This is a genomic window from Terrilactibacillus tamarindi (assembly GCF_009718825.1).
Classification (GTDB): domain Bacteria; phylum Bacillota; class Bacilli; order Bacillales; family Sporolactobacillaceae; genus Terrilactibacillus; species Terrilactibacillus tamarindi.
In genome coordinates, this window is the sequence record NZ_WNHB01000003.1 from 21,163 (window position 1) to 40,462 (window position 19,300).

15 protein-coding genes and 1 pseudogene are annotated in these 19,300 nt (G+C 36.7%); 10 read left to right on the top strand and 6 right to left on the bottom strand.

What is annotated here, in order from left to right:
• Positions 1–117 precede the first annotated feature (117 nt).
• From GMB86_RS02365 to GMB86_RS02375, 3 genes are all read left to right on the top strand, one after another.
• Positions 118–1,119, top strand: a complete 1,002-nt coding sequence (locus GMB86_RS02365; RefSeq protein WP_155216460.1) for a LacI family DNA-binding transcriptional regulator — start codon at positions 118–120, stop codon at positions 1,117–1,119.
• A gap of 249 nt (positions 1,120–1,368) precedes the next feature.
• Positions 1,369–3,558 carry an alpha-galactosidase gene (locus tag GMB86_RS02370; RefSeq protein WP_329602715.1) on the top strand — a complete coding sequence of 730 codons (2,190 nt, stop codon included), beginning with the start codon at positions 1,369–1,371 and terminating at the stop codon, positions 3,556–3,558.
• A gap of 75 nt (positions 3,559–3,633) precedes the next feature.
• A complete protein-coding gene (locus GMB86_RS02375) occupies positions 3,634–3,954 on the top strand; it encodes a CHY zinc finger protein (RefSeq protein ID WP_230458975.1) in 321 nt (106 codons plus the stop codon).
• A gap of 341 nt (positions 3,955–4,295) precedes the next feature.
• On the opposite strand, the gene GMB86_RS02380 is transcribed toward GMB86_RS02375, so the two are convergent.
• Together GMB86_RS02380 and GMB86_RS02385 are read right to left on the bottom strand one after the other, a co-directional pair.
• Positions 4,296–4,679, bottom strand: a complete 384-nt coding sequence (locus GMB86_RS02380; protein WP_329602716.1) for a hypothetical protein — start codon at positions 4,677–4,679, stop codon at positions 4,296–4,298.
• 77 nt (positions 4,680–4,756) lie between these two features.
• Positions 4,757–5,275 (bottom strand): acyl-CoA thioesterase, encoded by a 519-nt coding sequence (locus GMB86_RS02385; RefSeq protein WP_155216466.1) that lies wholly within the window; start codon positions 5,273–5,275, stop codon positions 4,757–4,759.
• 630 nt (positions 5,276–5,905) lie between these two features.
• Between GMB86_RS02385 and helD the strand changes: the two genes are divergently transcribed.
• On the top strand, positions 5,906–8,266 hold the full coding sequence (gene helD, locus GMB86_RS02390; protein ID WP_155216468.1) for an RNA polymerase recycling motor HelD: 2,361 nt from the start codon (positions 5,906–5,908) through the stop codon (positions 8,264–8,266).
• A gap of 122 nt (positions 8,267–8,388) precedes the next feature.
• Here the strand turns inward: helD and GMB86_RS02395 are convergent.
• Positions 8,389–8,646, bottom strand: a pseudogene (locus GMB86_RS02395) (YitT family protein); the annotation flags it as partial.
• 115 nt (positions 8,647–8,761) lie between these two features.
• Between GMB86_RS02395 and GMB86_RS02400 the strand changes: the two are divergent.
• The 4 genes from GMB86_RS02400 (at position 8,762) to GMB86_RS02415 (ending at position 12,638) form a co-directional block, all read left to right on the top strand.
• Complete coding sequence (locus GMB86_RS02400) at positions 8,762–9,214, top strand: MarR family winged helix-turn-helix transcriptional regulator (RefSeq protein ID WP_155216470.1); 453 nt, start codon at positions 8,762–8,764, stop codon at positions 9,212–9,214.
• Between the two features lie 25 nt (positions 9,215–9,239).
• Positions 9,240–9,755, top strand: coding sequence for a GNAT family N-acetyltransferase (locus GMB86_RS02405; RefSeq protein WP_155216472.1), 516 nt, complete (start codon positions 9,240–9,242; stop codon positions 9,753–9,755).
• A gap of 26 nt (positions 9,756–9,781) precedes the next feature.
• Positions 9,782–10,399 carry an FMN-binding negative transcriptional regulator gene (locus GMB86_RS02410; protein WP_155216474.1) on the top strand — a complete coding sequence of 206 codons (618 nt, stop codon included), beginning with the start codon at positions 9,782–9,784 and terminating at the stop codon, positions 10,397–10,399.
• Between the two features lie 319 nt (positions 10,400–10,718).
• The gene (locus GMB86_RS02415) at positions 10,719–12,638 is read left to right on the top strand and encodes an ABC-F family ATP-binding cassette domain-containing protein (protein WP_155216476.1); all 1,920 of its coding nucleotides are present in this window, start codon (positions 10,719–10,721) and stop codon (positions 12,636–12,638) included.
• Positions 12,639–12,762: 124 nt separating this feature from the next.
• On the opposite strand, the gene GMB86_RS02420 is transcribed toward GMB86_RS02415, so the two are convergent.
• Together GMB86_RS02420 and GMB86_RS02425 are read right to left on the bottom strand one after the other, a co-directional pair.
• A complete protein-coding gene (locus GMB86_RS02420; protein WP_155216478.1) occupies positions 12,763–13,782 on the bottom strand; it encodes an ABC transporter permease in 1,020 nt (339 codons plus the stop codon).
• The gene (locus GMB86_RS02425) at positions 13,782–14,495 is read right to left on the bottom strand and encodes an ABC transporter ATP-binding protein (protein ID WP_155216480.1); all 714 of its coding nucleotides are present in this window, start codon (positions 14,493–14,495) and stop codon (positions 13,782–13,784) included. Before GMB86_RS02425 ends, GMB86_RS02420 begins: the two co-directional genes overlap by 1 nt.
• Positions 14,496–14,663: 168 nt before the next feature.
• Between GMB86_RS02425 and GMB86_RS02430 the strand changes: the two genes are divergently transcribed.
• Positions 14,664–15,269: a TetR/AcrR family transcriptional regulator gene (locus tag GMB86_RS02430; protein WP_155216482.1), complete on the top strand. Its 606-nt coding sequence runs from the start codon at positions 14,664–14,666 to the stop codon at positions 15,267–15,269.
• A 71-nt stretch (positions 15,270–15,340) separates the two neighbouring features.
• On the opposite strand, the gene GMB86_RS02435 is transcribed toward GMB86_RS02430, so the two are convergent.
• Positions 15,341–17,458, bottom strand: coding sequence for a PAS domain S-box protein (locus tag GMB86_RS02435; protein WP_196220102.1), 2,118 nt, complete (start codon positions 17,456–17,458; stop codon positions 15,341–15,343).
• Positions 17,459–18,009: 551 nt separating this feature from the next.
• On the opposite strand from GMB86_RS02435, the gene GMB86_RS02440 reads away from it, so the two are divergent.
• Positions 18,010–19,290: a BaiN/RdsA family NAD(P)/FAD-dependent oxidoreductase gene (locus GMB86_RS02440; RefSeq protein ID WP_155216486.1), complete on the top strand. Its 1,281-nt coding sequence runs from the start codon at positions 18,010–18,012 to the stop codon at positions 19,288–19,290.
• The last annotated feature ends 10 nt before the right edge of the window (positions 19,291–19,300 follow it).

Genomic DNA, 19,300 nt, shown 5'->3' on the forward strand with positions numbered 1-19,300 from the left:
TGATGAGCACATATGTATAGTTATAAGATCGATTAAGCATATATTTTGATACAGTGAATAATAAGTAAAATAAATTTGTAAACGATTGCAAAAATAAAATTAGGTGGTGCGTTTAATATGTCAGTAAATATAAAAGATGTTGCAAAGAAATCAGGTGTTTCAACAGCCACGGTATCCCATGTCATCAATGGAACCCGTTTCGTGTCAGATGTAACAAAACAAAAAGTCCAAAAAGCGATGGCTGCTCTCAATTATCATCCTAATTTGATCGCAAGGAGTTTGAGGTGCAAAAAATCAAAAACGATTGGGCTCATTGTTCCAACAGTCAATGAAGGGGCACCTGACTTTTTCTATATGTCCGTCGCTCAGGGAATACAGCATTATATTAAGAAACAAGGGTACCATCTTATTTTTAGCAGTTACAATAATGAATCTGACGAAGAAGAACAAATCCAGGTCTTTAATACAAAATGTATTGATGGGCTTATTCTAGCTCCAACCAATAGTTTGCGAGAAAAAGTCCGCAATCATACCCTTTTTGGGGATTATCCGATCGTATACGTGGATAGGAAAATGAGGAATCAACCTGGGGATGCGATTCTTATTGATAATCAGGAAGGTGTATTTGAAGCTGTCCAACATATGATTCATAAAGGCCATACACGGATTGGATTTATATCGTCTGAACGTGGAGAAAACACAAGTGATGAACGTTTTCAAGGGTATTTGAAAGCGTTATCAAAATACGGTATACCTATTGATACAAATTTAATAAAATCAGGTCCATCCAATTTTGAAACAGGCGTGCAATTAACTCGTGATTTACTCGAAAGTCAAAAGGTCACGGCCTTGTTTATTGCTAATAATACACTAACAATGGGTGCCATTCATTATTTACAGCACAAAAAAATTGATATACCAAATGACCTTGCGGTGATTGGTTATGATGATTATGAATGGACGAAAGTGACAACACCATTTTTATCGGTTATTAAGCAGCCGGCTTTTGAAGTTGGGGAAAAAGCGGCAGAAATCTTATTGTCCAAAATTAACAAGCAGAATTCGGATTATCATGATTACCGTCTAAAACCCTATTTTATCTCAAGAGAATCATGTTAATCATCATGGTCATCTAATCCGAAGAGTTAAAAAAACGTTTATCAATAGTATCCAAAACAAAAACAGAAACAAGGGATTGAGGCCTTTTGTTTCTGTTTTAATTTATATTTTTTTTGTAGGTTGAACATAGATATAAGATGAGTGTATTTATACTATTCGGGTTAATGTGAAAGATTTTTGGCTAAGTTTGATGATATAGATTCTCTAATATGGTTTACCCGAATTTCAAAAGATGAGGGGAGTGGTCATGTGATTTTATTTGATAAGAAAAGATGCCTTTTCCACTTGCAAGGAAAGGGATTTAGCTATGTCTTTCAAGTGATTCGTGAAGGGTATTTAGCCCATTTGTATTGGGGGAAGAAGGTGAAAGAGTATAGAGAAAGCAGTCCGCTTCTTTTCGTCAACAGAGGAGGATTTGCTCCCAATCCGGACCCTTCAGATCGAACCTTTTCTTTAGATAACATTCCTTTAGAATATCCAGCTTATGGGAATGGCGACTTTAGGCATCCAGCGTATCAAATCCAGCTCGAAAATGGTTCAACGGTGACTGATTTACGCTACCACTCCTATCGTATACATAAAGGGAAATCAAAATTGAAGTATCTTCCGGCCACATATGTAGAGCATGAACATGAAGCAGAGACGTTAGAAATTGTCTTAATTGATAAAGTAATTGGACTATGGGTGACACTCTCGTATACCTTGTTTGAGAAGTACAATGCGATGACGAGGTCTGTTCAATTCCATAATAAGGGGAAAGAGAATTTAAAAATATTGCGCGCGCTAAGTAGCAGTGTAGACTTTCGTGATGATCAATTTGATCTACTTACTCTTTATGGATCGCATACAAATGAACGGAATATCTCAAGGCATCCTCTGGCTATGGAAATGCAAGTTATAGAAAGTAGGCGTGGGGCGAGTAGCCTGCAGCATGATCCGTTCTTTGCCTTGTTACGAAAAGGTACAGATGAAACACGTGGGGAGAGCTATGGACTTAGTTTTGTTTATAGCGGTAATTTTCAAGCACAGGTAGAAGTGGACCAATATCATACCACCCGTGCTTCTATCGGAATCAATTCCTTCGATTTTAGTTGGTTATTAACACCGAAGGAGATATTCCAAACACCTGAAGTCGTCATGGTTTATTCAGATCAAGGAATCGATGGGATGTCTCAAACGTATCACCATCTTTATCGAGAGCGTTTGTGTCGGGGGCTCTATCGGGATCGAATCAGGCCCATACTAATTAATAATTGGGAGGCAACCTATTTTAAATTTAATGAGAAAAAAATTGAAGAGTTGGCTGATGAAGCAAGCTCTCTAGGTATTGAACTTTTTGTTTTGGATGATGGTTGGTTTGGGAGGCGCGATAATGCAAAGAGTTCTCTAGGTGATTGGGTTGTGGATAAGCGAAAGTTACCACATGGATTAAACCGCTTAGCTAAAAGAATTGAAGGAAAAGGTATGGCGTTTGGACTATGGTTTGAACCTGAAATGGTGTCTCCAGACAGTCAACTTTATCGAAAACATCCGGATTGGTGTCTTCATGTACCTAACAGGCCAAGAACCGTTGCAAGAAATCAACTCGTTCTAGACTTATCGCGTCAAGATGTTTGTGAATATCTGATTGAAGCGTTATCGAATGTATTATCGAGTGCCCTAATCCGTTATGTAAAATGGGATATGAATCGGCATATGACCGAGATTGGGTCAGCCTTATTACCGCCCGAACGTCAACGGGAAACGGCTCACCGTTACATGTTAGGATTGTATTACGTCCTGGAAGTCATCACCTCTAAATATCCTAAAATATTATTTGAAAGTTGCTCAAGTGGCGGAGGCAGATACGACCCAGGAATGCTTTACTATATGCCCCAAGTATGGGCGAGTGACAATACAGATGCCATCTCCCGGTTAAAAATACAATTTGGAACAAGTATCATTTACCCGCCTATTACAATGGGTGCTCATGTATCGACAGTTCCGAATCATCAAGTTGGTCGAATAACCCCATTAGAAACTAGAGGTTATGTAGCCATGTCTGGAAATTTTGGTTATGAACTAGATTTGACGAAGTTATCGAAGAAAGAAAAAGAGATGGTTAAGAAGCAAGTGGCCTTTTATAAAGAGATCCGACCGTTAATTCAATTTGGAACGTTTCATCGTATCTTAAGTCCATTTGAAGGTAATGAAACAGCATGGATATTTGTCTCGCCAGACCAAGACGAATTTATTTGCTTCCACTACCGAGTATTAGCTGTACCAGCACAGCCGATACGAATTTTGAAGCTTGTTGGATTAAATCCAGACTATCTTTATAAAGACGTTAACACAGGTAAAGTATTTGGAGGAGATGAATTGATGAATGTTGGCATCACTCTCCCTATAGAGAAAGGGGATTTCTTAAGCCACATGTGGAGGTTTAAAAAATATAATTAAAAATTAGATCAATAGAAGTAAGTTATTTTCGGTATAATGATCTTCGGGGTGGTATTTTTGAAAAAAACAAGGCCAATGGTATACGGAGTAGAGGTTGATAACGAAACTAGATGTAAACACTATCATACAAAAAAAGATGTGATAGCCATCAAATTCAAATGCTGTGGTCAATATTACTCGTGTTATGAATGTCACGAGGAAGTAGCAGATCACAAAAGTGAGCAATGGAACGAAGATGAATATGATGAAAAAGCGATTCTTTGCGGTGTTTGTGGACATGAATTAACGATTAGTGAATACATGAATTGTGGTTTTACCTGTCCAAAGTGTCAGGCTGATTTTAACCCTGGATGCCAAAACCATTACCATCTATATTTTGGATCATGCTGTAAATAGAAAGATAAGACTCAGAGTCATCATGTAAATGTTGTCATGCACCATAAAAGCAATTTTGTGGGTAATATCAAAAAATCGTTCTTAAGTAAGTATTAATTCTTTACGATTCTCTGAACCGTCTTTTTATCCCGCCTTAACGGCAAGTAAAGACCCCCACTTCAAGATTTTGAGTATTCAAAGAAGATAGGCGGGATCAACTGCCCGTAAAGGTCCGATTGGTTCAGCTAACCATCAGTGGGGGATGAAGAAAACCCCCACTAATGGAAGTTTCACTTTATAAAGCGAGTTTCGTAAGAGATTAAACAAGCAGCGTCACAATAGTGACGCTGCTTGAGTTTCGATTAGCTCATTTTTCGTGAGCGGTAGATCCCTTTGATTTCTTCAGGTGTTTTTCCTTTGACTAACAAACAGAAATTTTCGTAACCAATGTTGCGGCAATCCCGCAATAGTGACTTTAATGCATTAAGGTCATGAAAACGCTGATCAATTTTATTTATTTCGTTTTTATAGAGGTCGATGATTGAATCTTGAACGAAATGGGGAGCTACTTGAGTCACATCTTCTCCCATTATGATTCCACAGAGATAATCATACTTGAATTGTAATTGACGGGTCAGATTAACTAAATGTAGTAAGTGGCTAAAGGTTTCTTCATGCTCATTTTTGTATGTTTCAATCTTTTCTTTTGCTTCTCGTAAGTCGTGCAGATTGGATAAGACCTTCACTTGGATATTCACCTTTTTCTATATGAAAGTTTTTGTAGAGTGAGAAATCATTTGTGTTCATCTAAAATTTAATTATATTATTCCCAAGGTTTTTTTAAAGTAATAAATTCAGCGAGTTCTTTACTATGCTGTCTCCTTTGTTTACGATGTTCTGCTCTTCTAGGGGCTGTATTAAATAAATATTTTTCTTCTTCTGACTCAGGGATGACCCCAGGAACAGGAACGGGTTTTTTATTTTCATCTAAGGCGACGAAAGTAAGAAAAGCTGTGGCCGCTATTCTTCGATAACCTGTAATCATGTCTTCAGCAATGACCTTACAAAAAATCTCCATGGAGGATCGTCCGGTATATGTAACAAAGGATTCAAAGCATACGGAATCTTCCTGTGTGATCGGACAGAGAAAATCAATCGAGTCGGTGGACGCTGTTACGCATTCTTTCACCCTAGAATGGCGCCTTGCAGAAAGGGTCGCACACCCGTCAAGACGTTTCATGAGAACGCCTCCAAAAAGAGTGTTATAATTGTTTAAATCACTTATTAGGACTTGATCTGTATTAACGATTCGACTTTCGCTTACTCGTCTTTTTTCAACCATTAAAAGTCATCTCCTTAGTGAGCGCTACTTTATAGTTTAAAGAAAAATCACTTTTAATAACATTAATTTGCATCTGAAGAGAGAGATACTTTTAGAATAATATCATGAGAACCAAGTGTAAAATAATTTATATGCATAGGATTAATAACTTATAGCTATAAGTGCGTGTTCAAAAAGGTGACAAATTAGAAGCAAGAAGATCAAGGCGGCGCAGTTTTGAGGACCGGCATTCCACACGATGTGGTAGCTTCAACGTTGCTCACAGGACGTGAGCGATTTTAGTTGAAGATCCTCTTGTATCCGCTACATGAGGACCGGAAAAACAAGCCAACGCCGAGATTCGCAGCTTATCATTTGGTGACTTTTTGAACAACCTCTATAAATGTAAGAAACAAAAATATTAAAGCGTGTTCTTAAACAATTGATGGAGTAAAACAAAAGAAATTGGGGAAATAATGATTACTAAATATTGCAGATTAGAGATTCGTATGATATATTAAAGATTCATTAAAGTTAATATTTAGACATAGTATTACAATTTATATTTTACCACAACCTATCGTTGTTGTCAATTTATATCTATTATACAAATGGAAAGTCGATATCACGTTATAACAAAGGGGTGTCTTGATGGAGAATAAAAGCTTGAACTTTGAACGTAAGAGATTGAACGCTATTTTTGAAACCATTAAGCGTAAAGTCCAAAAGTTAACAGGACATGCTAGTGGCTTAAAAGAAGGTATTGTTGATTTGCGAAAAAATTTCTGGGAAGATGTCACGGTCAATGTTGACGAACCAGATGATATTGTAGAAACTCAAGCCAGTTTGAGGCAACAGGCGGAATTGTTATCTGAACGTGAAAGAAGTCATGGGCAAATTCATCGTGGGCTTAAAACCTTAGCAAGACTAGAAGATTCCCCTTATTTCGGCCGGATTGATTTTATTGAATCGGGTGAAAACGAAGCTGAATCCATTTATATTGGTATAGCATCTTTAATGGATGAAAAAGATGAAGATTTTCTTATATACGATTGGCGAGCGCCTATCTCTAGTATGTATTACGATTATACTCCAGGACCAGCATCCTACCAGGCTATGGATGGTGAGATCACGGGTGAAATCACGTTGAAACGGCAATTCATTATTAAACAATCAAAGTTAGAGGGAATGTTTGATACAGGTGTCACCATAGGGGATGCTCTTCTTCAGCATGTTCTAGGGAATAATACAGACACACAGATGAAAAGTATTGTTGCGACGATTCAAAAGGAACAAAATAAAATTATACGTAATACATCAAGTAAGTTTTTAATTGTTCAAGGGGCAGCTGGAAGTGGAAAAACATCAGCGGCATTACAGCGGGTAGCCTTTTTACTTTATCACTATCGAAAAACTCTAGGCTCAGAAAATATTTTGCTTTTTTCTCCGAATCCTATTTTTAATAGTTATATCTCAACGGTATTACCTGAACTTGGGGAAGAAAATATGCTTCAAACCACATTAAAAGATTATATCGAAGACCGGTTAGACGGCGAGCTACGTTTGGAAGACCCATTCTCTCAAATGGAAATGTATTTAACACCAGAAGACCATACAAATTATGAAACAGACATTGAAGGCATCCGTTATAAAGCAACATTAAATTTTAAAGCTCTGATAAAGCAATATGTTAAGTCGTTAAGCTCAAGTGGACTTATTTTTAATGATATGACATTTCGAGATCGTGTAATTATTTCTAAAGAGGATATCGCTGTTGTCTTTTATTCAATGGATCAAAGTATCCCTATTTCAAATCGTATGGCCATGCTCACAGAATCTCTGTTAGAGAAAGTGAGTCGTATCGCCCTTAAAGAACGAAAAGAAGATTGGGTTTTGGAAGAAGGAGAGCTTCTCGATAAAGAAGATTTGTTAAATGTTTATAAAAAGTTACAAAGAGACAAGCGTTTTACGGATGATACCTTTGATGATTATGATCGGGAGGAAGGGATGATTCGGAAAATCGTGATTCGAAAACATTTTACTCCTATTCGAAAACAAGTGAAGAAGTTGACATTCATCGATATTCCGGCTATCTATCGTCAATTATTTGAGTATAGCAAGGATGCGTCATTTGATCATATTCACTTACCATCAAGGTGGTCATCGATATGTGATGAGACGATCAGGCAACTTGATGATGGACAATGTTCATGGGCGGATGCCGTGCCTTTCCTTTATCTAAAAGATTGTCTTACAGGGCGGAAACCAAATATGTCGATCAAGCACATTCTAATAGATGAAGCTCAGGATTATTCACCTTTTCAATTTGATTATATTAAACGAGCTTTTCCAAACTGTAATATGACCATTCTTGGTGATTTAAGTCAAGCCATCTATGCGCATACGTTTCATGAGGACACGCTTCTTTCGAATCATCACTATAGTCAGGATACCACTAGAAAAGTGACGTTGTTAAAAAGTTACCGATCAACCGAAAATATTATGGCCTTTACAAGACCCATCATACCAGAAGGAAAGTCGATTGAACCGTTTAAACGACAAGGAAAAAAGCCGCTTGTGATCAAAGTGGATGATTCATTGGAACGTTATGATGGTATTCTTTCTAAAATGAAGCAATTAAAGGATGAAAAAAAAGAAACCATCGCCCTCATTTGTAAAACGATGAAAGAAAGCAGACAAGCCTATGATCATTTGAAAGACAAATTACCCATACAGCTGATGGATAAAGAAACCTATACGTTTAAAAAAGGATTTATCATCATCCCTGTTTACCTCGCCAAAGGGATTGAATTTGATGCTGTCATTATTCATGACGCATCGCTTGAACATTACCACCGGGAAACAGAAAGAAATTTATTTTACACAGCCTGTACACGGGCGATGCACGATTTAATCTTGTTTAGCGGCGGGCAGGTCACACCTTTTATAGAGAATGTACCTGTAGCCGTTTATGATATGGTTGACTATCGAAAAGAAAAGGAAAGTAAATGAGGTTTAAGAAAATTAGACAAAGAGCCTCTATCTTAAATACATTTCAGTTTAACAGATTTTCGAAAAAATTCCCTATGATAAAGATAAAAAGCATTCGCTTAGAATGCTTTTTATCTTTCTTGCCACATATCAATACCTACACCCGTTATAAATGCAGTTAATAACCGCAAAACTTCTGGTCTTTGTCCTTTTAAAAGTGAATTACAACCTTTCAATATTAAAGCGATTATTATTTCCCAACTTCCCACAGTAAGTCCCACATTTATGGACAGTCCTACCAAAAGTGCATCAAAAGGTGCAGTCCCAAGATCCGATTGTATAGTGAAAGAAATACCAAGGATTAATATTAAAATTCCTAATACATAAAAAACATATTTCACTTTACTCGACCTCTTTATCATTATTTTATTATTGCAAATACTACAAAATTAAGTTAAATTTAATATATGTCATTTTTGTTGCATTTACAACAAAAATACAGTTAAGGGGTTAATTATGATGGAAATACTTCGTGAAATTGGATTGATAGCAAGGGCATTAGACTCAATAAGTAATATAGAATTTAAAGAATATGACCTTACAAAAGGGCAGTATTTGTACCTTGTGAGAATATGTGAAAATCCAGGAATCATTCAAGAAAAGTTAGCTGAGATGATAAAAGTAGATCGAACAACAGCGGCTCGTGCTATAAAAAAGCTTGAAATTAATGGCTTTATTGAAAAGAAAGAAGATGAACACAACAAAAAAATAAAAAAACTCTTCTCTACAGAGAAAGGGAAAAATGTATTTCCTTTTATAAAAAGAGAAAATGATTATTCCAATAGCGTTGCATTAGAGGGATTTTCTGAAAGAGAAGTAGAAACCATTTTCAATCTTCTTCAAAGAGTAAGAAAAAATATAGAAAAAGACTGGGAGTTTGTAAAAAAGGGAAACAAGAGAAATTATTGATGATGTAAAGGAGCGACATATTTAAATGACTATAAATATAAAAAAGTGTACCCTTGAAGATTTACGCCAACTTCAAGAAATTAGTTATGAAACATTTAATGAGACATTTAAGCATCAGAATTCACCCGAAAATATTAATGCCTATTTGGAAAGGGCATTTAACTTAAAACAATTAGAAAAAGAATTATCCAATATTTCTTCGCAATTCTTTTTTGTTTATGTTAATAATGAAGTCGCTGGATATTTAAAGGTCAATCTCAATGACGCTCAGTCTGAAGAAATGGGGGATGAATCACTTGAAATTGAGAGGATTTATATAATGAACAAATTTCAAAAACAGGGGCTTGGTACATATCTGCTAAATAAAGCTATGGAAATTGCGGTGGAAAGTAATTTTAAAAAAATTTGGCTAGGCGTATGGGAAAAAAATGAAAATGCTATTGCTTTTTATAAGAAAATGGGGTTTGTTCAAACTGGAGCCCACTCTTTTTATATGGGTGATGAAGAACAAACGGACTTTATAATGACCAAAACGACCTAATAAAATTTTTTGAAGGGTGGATTATTATGTATATACCTAAACATTTTAAAATTGACGATGAAGAAGTAATTTATGATTTTATCGAAAAATATGGCTTTGCAACTTTATTTTCTCAGCATAAAGGAGAACCTTACGCTACTCATCTTCCACTGATGTTAAATAAATCTGAAAAGGCTTTATATGGTCATTTTGCACGTCCGAACGAACAATGGAAGGATGCTGAAAACCAACAAGTCCTTGCGATTTTCCAAGGTCCCCACTGTTATATTTCACCTACTTGGTATGAAACAACTAAAGCAGTACCTACTTGGAATTATGTGTCTATACATTTATATGGAAAGATGGAGATGGTCGAAGATAAAAAAATCATATTCGATTCTTTAAATGATTTGGTAAATAAATATGAAAGCCCTGATAGTCCATACAATTTAAATGATGTTGATCCTAGTTTTATCGAAGGAATGAGTAAAGGAATTGCAGCGTTCAGAATAAAAATCACAAAAATTGAAGCAAAAGCTAAATTAAGTCAAAATCATCCCGTGAAACGACAAGAGTTAATTATTAAACATCTAGAAAGCACTTCTCAACAAGATAATATACAAGTAGCCTCTCTTATGAAGAAAAATCTACAAAAATACAAATAAAGTCATTCCTTATTGAAAGAGATCTTTACTTTAATAAGGCGTGATTATGGAAGATGATGGCTAACGACTTTGAATCGTTAGTCATTTTTAAATCATTCTTTAAATACAAGTCTATAATGAAACACACTAAATTCTAACTTTTTTATAAAAGGTATAACAACAAGCTAAAGCATCTGCAACTGTCATGGATAACACCCCCCTCCTGTGAGGAAATACAGATGCGTCGACCACCCCGTACAACTCAAACACAATTAACTTTTCATGTTGTGCACCATTCGCTTATAATAAAGAGAGTGCCTGAAAGAGAAGGATGATGGAAATGAGTATTCTTGCAGTAGACAATCTCGTAAAAACATATGGTGATAAAACCTTATTTGATCATATATCTTTTACCATTTCGGAAAAACAACGAATTGGGCTTATTGGTGTTAATGGAACTGGAAAATCAACCTTGCTAAAAGTCTTATCTGGTGAGGATAGTGCAGAACAAGGTTCCATCCAACATGCGAATGATTTTCATGCTGAGTATTTACCTCAAGACCCGAGTTTTGAACGTGACGTCACCGTATTGGATTACATATACGGCGGGGATTCATCGATTATGGTAGCTTTAAGAGCCTATGAAAAAGCCTTGCAGGGACTAGAACGTGAGCCGGACAGCGAACAAGAGCAGTCTCATTTTTTAAAAGCGCAGCAATCCATGGATACAGCTCGCGCATGGGAAGCAGAATCAGAAGCAAAAACCATTTTAACGAAGCTTGGTATTACCCAATTTAATAAACGTATTCAAGCTCTCTCCGGTGGTCAAAAAAAACGTGTAGCCCTAGCTAGAACACTCATTCAACCAGCAGACTTATTGATTTTAGATGAGCCAACCAACCACTTAGATAATGAAACGATAGAATGGCTAGAAGAGTATCTATCAACTTATCCGGGTGCTCTGCTTGTGGTTACCCATGATCGGTATTTTCTGAATCGAGTAACGAATCGTATCTATGAATTAGATAAAGGGAAGCTTTACATCTATGATGGAAACTATGAAATCTTTTTGGAGAAGAAGGCGGAACGAGAGGAACAAGCTATAGCGGATGATGCAAAACATCGTAATCAACTTCGCCGAGAACTCGCCTGGCTAAGAAGAGGGGCCAAAGCGAGATCAACCAAACAAAAAGCCAGGGTCGATCGAGTCCATGAAATGAAAGAAAAAAAGGAATTTGTCCAACATCAGGATGTCGATTTAGCGATTGGCTCGACTCGTTTAGGTAAAGAAGTGATTGAAGTGAAGGATGTATCAAAGGGATTTGGTGGAAAACCATTAATCGATCATTTTAGTTATCTTGTCGTCCCTCGTGAACGAGTTGGTATTATCGGTGCGAATGGTAGTGGTAAAACAACGCTTTTAAATATGATGGCGAGGCGCATTCAACCCGATTCTGGTGAAATTGAGATCGGGCAAACGGTAAAATTGGGTTATTATACGCAGGAACCTGTTGAAATGGATGAAAACCTGCGTATTATTGACTATATCAAAGAGCAAGCGCAAATCATGACGACGGCGGATGGTCAAACGGTGACAGTTGAACAGATGCTTGAACGGTTTTTATTCCCTAGAAGTATGCAGTATACGTATATACGGAAACTGTCTGGAGGAGAGAGAAAGCGCCTCTATCTTTTGCGTGTCTTAATGGAAGAGCCGAATGTGCTCTTTCTTGATGAGCCGACCAATGACTTAGACACCGAGACCCTCACTGTTTTAGAAGACTACTTGGAGCAATTTCCGGGAGTGGTGATCACTGTTTCCCACGATCGCTATTTTCTTGATCGCGTCGTAAATCACTTGATTGCCTTTGAAAAAAATGGCGTGATCCGAAGATTTGAAGGAGATTATACAGACTACCTTCAAGTACGTAAAGAAGAAAAAGAAGCGGAACAACGGGTAAAGCAAACCGATGATAATAAGAAAGTGACTGAAAAAAACCATCGTTCTTCAGCTAAGAAAAAGGTAAAGTTATCCTATAAAGAGCAGCAAGAATGGAATGGTTTAGAAGATAAAATCACCCATTTAGAACAAAGATTAGAAGATTTACAAAATGCTATTATTGAAGCGGGTAGCGATGCTGGAAAGGTTCAGGAGTTGTTTCATGAACAACAAGAAACCGAAGTAGCATTAGAGCAAGCCATGGAGCGTTGGGAAGCGTTATCTCTCCTGATAGAAGAAATAGAAAAACAAAAATCTTGATCCCTATGTAATGTATGCCCCTATAGACAAGGGCATACGTTTTTCTTTTTTTTATTGCAAAATCAACGTGGATCGTTATCATAGTTCTTTTGTTATACAAAAGTTTGATCATTTCTCGCTAACATCATGCTTTTCGGTAGCTTCTTAACGTAACCATATGCAAAATGATAAACAGAAGAGAGAAACCTAATAATAGAGCAAGATCGCCCCACCAATCGGAGAACTGAGCTCCGCGGATCATGATGTCTTTTAATGCATCAGCAGCATAATAAAGTGGGGTGAATTTACCTATGATTTGTCCCCATAATGGCAAGTTATCAAGCTTGAATAACCCAGAAAAGAAGATTTGTGGGACAATGACAATTGGAATGAACTGAACAATTTGTAATTCATTTCGTGCAAATGTTGATAGTAGCATCCCGAGAGTCAGGGCACTTAATGACAGAATGAAGATCGTTAGAAGGACATAAAAAATCGAGCCTTCAATATTCATTTGGAGTACATAAATGCTATAAAACGTTAAAATAATAGATTGAATCATCGCAAATAGTCCAAACCCTGAAAGATAGCCTAGAATAATTTCAATATTTTTTATAGGCGAGGCCATAAGTCGATCAAGAGTTCCGGTTGTTCTTTCTCTTAAGAAAGAGACGCCGCTTAAGAGGAAAATAAAGAAAAAGACGAATAAACCAAGTAGAACAGGTCCGAACGAATCAAACATTTTCATGTCTTTATTACCATAAAGGTAATGTATAGAGAGTTTTTGTTGACCTTGATTTTGAGCCTGACCAAGGGTATCTTGAATCTTTTTTAGGGCTCTTTGATTCGTAGGCGGATCGCTGCCTTCGAGATGAACAGAAAGCGGCTCTTTAATTTCGATATAAGCATCAATTTCCTGATTTTTTAACTCAGATTTGGCTTGTTTCAGATTAAGGCTCTTAATGTCTTGCAGTGTAAATTGCTTCACCATGGGCAGCTTTGAATCACCGACAACAGCGAGTTTTGGTTCATCCGTTTTTGCTCCAAATACGACCCATACAAGGGTTAGGATAAGAATAGGTGCAACAATTAATAAAGCAAGCGTGCGTTTATCTCGGATAAACTGTCTCGAAATTCGGTTCGTTAAGGCTAAGATATTTTGCATTAGTGGCTCACCCCTTTTAAAAAAATATCTTCGATAGAATCGACTTGATAGGTTTTTAATAGATCAGCTGGAGATCCAGTAGCCAGAATTTTCCCATCCTTTAATAGACCGACCCGATCACAGCGATTCACTTCATCCATCACATGGGTGGTTACAATCAGAGTTGCCTCATCTTCTTTTAACTTTTGAAAGAGTTTCCAAATCGATTGTCGTAACAATGGATCTAGCCCAACGGTTGGTTCATCGAGTAGATAAAGTTTCGGCTTATGAATAAGGGCGCAGGCTAATGATAACCGGCGTTTCATCCCACCTGAGTATTGCAGTACTTTCTTTGATAAGTCGTTCCTTAAGTGAACGATTTCAGCAACTTCCTCGATTCGTTGCTTTCTTTCTTTTTTTCTCAAACCTTGAATGGAACCAAAAAAGTCTAAATTTTCATAGGCTGTGAGCTCTTCATACAACGCATCTGATTGGGCCATATACCCTAAATGACGGAAGGATGAAATACTCGGTTTTTGATTAAAAAGTTCCACTTTACCTTGATCGCACTTTTCGAGTCCAAGTAATATTTTAACTAAAGTTGTTTTACCAGATCCAGAAGGTCCGAGCAGACCGTAAATTTCTCCAGAGGCTAATGATAGATTGACATCACTTAAAATGGTTTGTTGTTTAAACTTCTTAGTTAAATGGTGACCACTAAGTTGAATAATCAATTTGGTCGCATCCTTTCATGTAAGACGTTAGTGAACTTATATTCAATATTGAACACTGTGTACAGTAATTATGTTAAGATGGGAATGCTTATAAAACAATATGCAATGGTTGATGAAATGTTGGCTAATGAACAAATAATATAGAAATGTTCAATAGGAGTGAGAAAGATGGATGAACCTTCAGTGGATTTACGTGTTAAAAAAACAAAACACGCCATAAAAGAGCAGTTTATCAAATTATTGTCGGAAAAAAATTTTACACACATCACGATCAAGGATATTACAGAAAAGGCCCTTATCGGTAGAGGGACATTTTATTTGCACTATAAAGATAAATATGATCTCTTAAGCCAAATCATAAAAGAAGAGATACAATTATTATTGAAAAATCTTGAACCGGAGAAAGCACTAAACTACGGTAGATTAAAAGAAAAGCTCGTCATTGAATACATAACAAAAATTTTAAAACACATACGCGACCACCATTTGTTTTTTAAAGTGATGTTTTTAAATGAGGGTGTTGTTGGATTTCGGCAACAACTAAAAAGGGCTATGGTAGGAAAGGTAAAAGAAAATCCGCATTTCACGAATTCTGTAGATCCTGTAAATTTAGAAGTAACGGTAACGTTTGTGTCATCGGGCATTCTTGGTGTACTTGAGTGGTGGATTAAGGAAGATATGCCGCTCGATCCAGATAGTTTAGCTTCTAAATTACAATCGATTATTTCAAGGGGTCCTGCAGAGACGAATGGGTTTCGAGTCATTAGGGAGTAGTACGAATATCGGTATCTTAATAAGATCTAAAGCCAGATGATGATTTACCTGGCTTTAGATAAGTAGGCTCCTCACTCCACTATTGGGAAACTTATTTTGAAGGTTGTCCCTTTATTGATTTCACTTTCTATAGATACTTTACCATTGTGATTCTCTATGATGTTAAAACTAACAGCTAGGCCTAGACCCGTTCCTTGTTCTTTTGTAGTGAAAAAGGGCTGACCGATGTTTTTTATTTTTGCCTCAGGTATACCTGGTCCTTCATCGGTGACACTTATCATAACAAATCCTTCAAGAAGCTTAACGTCGATCGTGACTTTACCTCCATTTGGCATAACCTCGATCGCATTTTTGATTAAATTTATTAACACTTGTTTTATTTGACTTTCATCACAATTAATGCAAAGTTCTTTCTTTGGAGGATGAATGATGAGTTCAACATTACTCATATTAGCCACGCTTCCAAGCAAGGTTGTCACATGGTTAATGAGTGTCATGACATTTTCTTTTTGGAACTTGTTAACGGTTGGTTTGGCCAGTAATAACAATTCATTTAAAATCATTTCGATGCGGTTGAGCTCTGATTCCATGACGTTATAATATTGCTGTTTGACGGAATAACCATATTGCATCATTTGTAAGAAACCTTTTAGAGAAGTCAGAGGGTTTCTTATCTCGTGTGCAATTCCTGCAGCAAGCTCTCCAGCCATTGTCAGCTTTTCGGAACGTTTCATCAGGTTTTCTGTTTCAATTCTTTCACTAATATCTCGACTTATAGAAAGTACTTTTACAACTTGGTTCTGATCGTTTTTTATATATTGAAGTGATTGTTCAAACCAAACATAGTGTCCCTCTTTGTGACGAAAACGGAAAATTAAAACATTGGTATAATCAGGTGAATCTAATTTATATAAGTCATCAGGATGCAAATAATTTGAAATGTGATGGCCGATTAATTCTTTTGGTTCGTATCCATACCTCCGTGCAGCAGATGAAACATATTCATACCTTCCATCGGGCGTAGAGTAAGCAATAACATCTAAGGAGTTTTCAGTAATGAGTTGGTAGAGCTTTTCTATTCTTTTTAATTTATTTTGTTCTTGAATGATATCTGTGGTATCTTTGATAACGCCCGTTAACTGATGATGGTTGTGATTTGGTTGCACCAAACTTTGTATATAACGAATCTCTTGATCATTTGGACGAATAATACGATAAGAGAGAGAAGAAGGTTCGTCTTGTTTTATCTTTGCCTGATTAATATTATCAATAAATTGATCACGATCATCGGGATGGACTAACATGGTGTATTTTTTATGTGAATTGATTTGTTCTTCGCTTTTGATACCAAAGAGATCTAGATTAAGTGGGAACCAAGTCAATTGATCAAGGTTATAATCCCAGTTCCAACCAATTATCTCATTCATCTTATGAAACAAGGATTGTTGTATTTCATTCTTTTTCATCTTCTTTGTATGGGTAGGGAGCTGAGGCTCTTTTTTTAATGTAATAAAAATTCTAACCACTTGTTGCTGTATCATAATAGGCATCATCGTGATATGGACATCAAACTCTTTTTTGAAACGGTATAAAGCATTGACGCGGATTTGCACAGTTTGCCCTTTCGATACATTCTTTATTTCTTGAATAACCGTATGTTTATCACGTTTAGATATAATGTTACTAAGAGGTCGGCCATGGATAGTCTTTTCACATATTCCTAAGAGATTCTCCCAAGCATGATTAACGGTACCAATAAAACCATCCATATCCAAAGTAGAAATGGCTTCCGGGTAATGATCAAAAATATGACGATAGACTTTCGTGTCGGGTATGTACAGGTGTTCATTCGGTGTGGTTGTTTGTATGAAAATACAAATATGATGTTTCGATGGATAGATAAATACATTAACCCAATTATCTATCATTGGTAGTAAGTAATGAAAATTTTGTACCATTTGACGTTTATAAGATGATCGGCATCTTTCAATTAAGTAAGTTAAAGAGGGGAAAATCCGTATTATGGATTTTCCAATAAGGTGGTTCAATTTTTTATTAAATAATCGTTCCGCTTTATGATTCAAATAACTAAAATGAAGGTTCGAATCAAGGATAAAAAAAGCAGGCTCTAATGTTTGAACCGTTCGATTTTGATCTCTTTTTGCTTTTTTATGCTTAATATAGGACATAAATCTTTTAATAAACTCCAAAGTCGACACCTTCTTAAATTAATGTGGAATCATAACATGATGTTCTATCTATTTTAAACGAAAACTTCTATTTATGAGATTATTGAGGAATAATATAGACTATCTTCGACCGATTCGATGTTGTGCAAAATCCCAATAATTTAACCTATCAAACAGTGAAATGAATAAATCTCCCAAAATTTGAAGTCTCATTTACTTATAATAATAACTTAGTTTTTCAGGATAACTAAGTACTTTTTAAAAAAAAGTCGGTTTTTTTATCGAATTTTTTTATATGATGTTCTAATAAGTCTATTTATGTCACAAGTGAAGCTTCCATCAGTGGGGGTTCTTCATGCCCGTTAAGGCGGGATAAAGTGAAGCTTCCATCAGTGGGGGGGTTTCCTCATCCCCCACTGATGGTTAGCTGAACCAATCGGACCTTTACGGGCAGTTGATCCCTCACCTATCTTCTTTGACTACTCAGAATCTTGAGATGGGGGTCTTACTTGCCGTTAAGGTGGGATAAATAATGATAGAGGTGTGTTGTAATGATATATGATGTTATTGTCATTGGCGGAGGTCCAGCGGGATTAATGGCCGCTGTTTCCGCCGCAGAGAATGGGGCATCTGTTTTATTATTAGACAAGGGTGATAAACTAGGGCGAAAACTGGCTATTTCTGGCGGAGGGAGATGTAATGTCACCAATGCGATGCCTATTGATGATTTAATTCGTCATATTCCAGGGAATGGTCGTTTTCTTTATAGTGCTTTATCGGCCTTTAATAATCAAGATATTATGAATTTTTTTGAAAAACTTGGAATTGCTTTAAAAGAAGAGGACCATGGAAGAATGTTTCCTGTGTCCAATAATGCCAAATCTGTCGTTGATGCTTTGTTAAAGAAGGTGAAGTCACTTAACGTTGAGATACGTGTTAATCAACCTGTCCAAGCTATTCTTAATAAAGAAGGTTCAGTGCAGGGGGTAAAACTGGTTTCAAATGAAAAAATCATGGCCTTAACGGTGATTGTTGCAGTTGGTGGAAAGTCAGTTCCTCAAACCGGGTCGACAGGGGATGGGTATGCGTGGGCTAAGGCCTGTGGACATACCATAACTGATTTATATCCAACGGAAGTCCCGTTGCTATCAGATGAACCTTTTATTAAACAGAAAGTACTGCAAGGACTATCTTTACGAGATGTGGCCGTAACCCTTGTGAATCCAAAGGGAAAATCAATTCAAACACATCGCTGGGACGTTCTATTTACCCATTTTGGTCTATCGGGTCCAGCTATACTTAGGTTAAGCCAATTTGTGGTTAAAGCGTTGAAAAAGTTTAAAGTACCTTATTTGGAAGTTCAAATTGATACGATGCCGGATCGAAATGAAGAAGAGGTTTTTCAATCACTCCTACGTTTGGCTAAAGAGAGTCCTAAAAAAGCTTTAAAATCGGTTTGGAAAGGAATCGTTCCAGAAAGATACTTGTTGTTTCTTCTCGATCAGATTAACGTGTCACCAACGATAAATTATCATGAACTACCCCATGAAAAAGGTCGTGACATGGCTCGTGTGCTTAAAGCATTCCCGGTGCGGGTTTCGGGAACCTTGCCCATTGAAAAAGCGTTTATCACAGGTGGAGGGGTCTCTTTAAAAGAAATAAATCCTAAAACAATGGCGTCAAAAAAAATGTCAGGTCTTTATTTTAGTGGAGAAATTATGGATCTTCATGGCTATACGGGAGGTTATAATATCACATCTGCTTTTGTAACTGGCCATGCGGCGGGACAAGCTGCAGCAAGGGAGGCTCTTAGTGTAAAAAATCATAGGTAACTTTTTATTA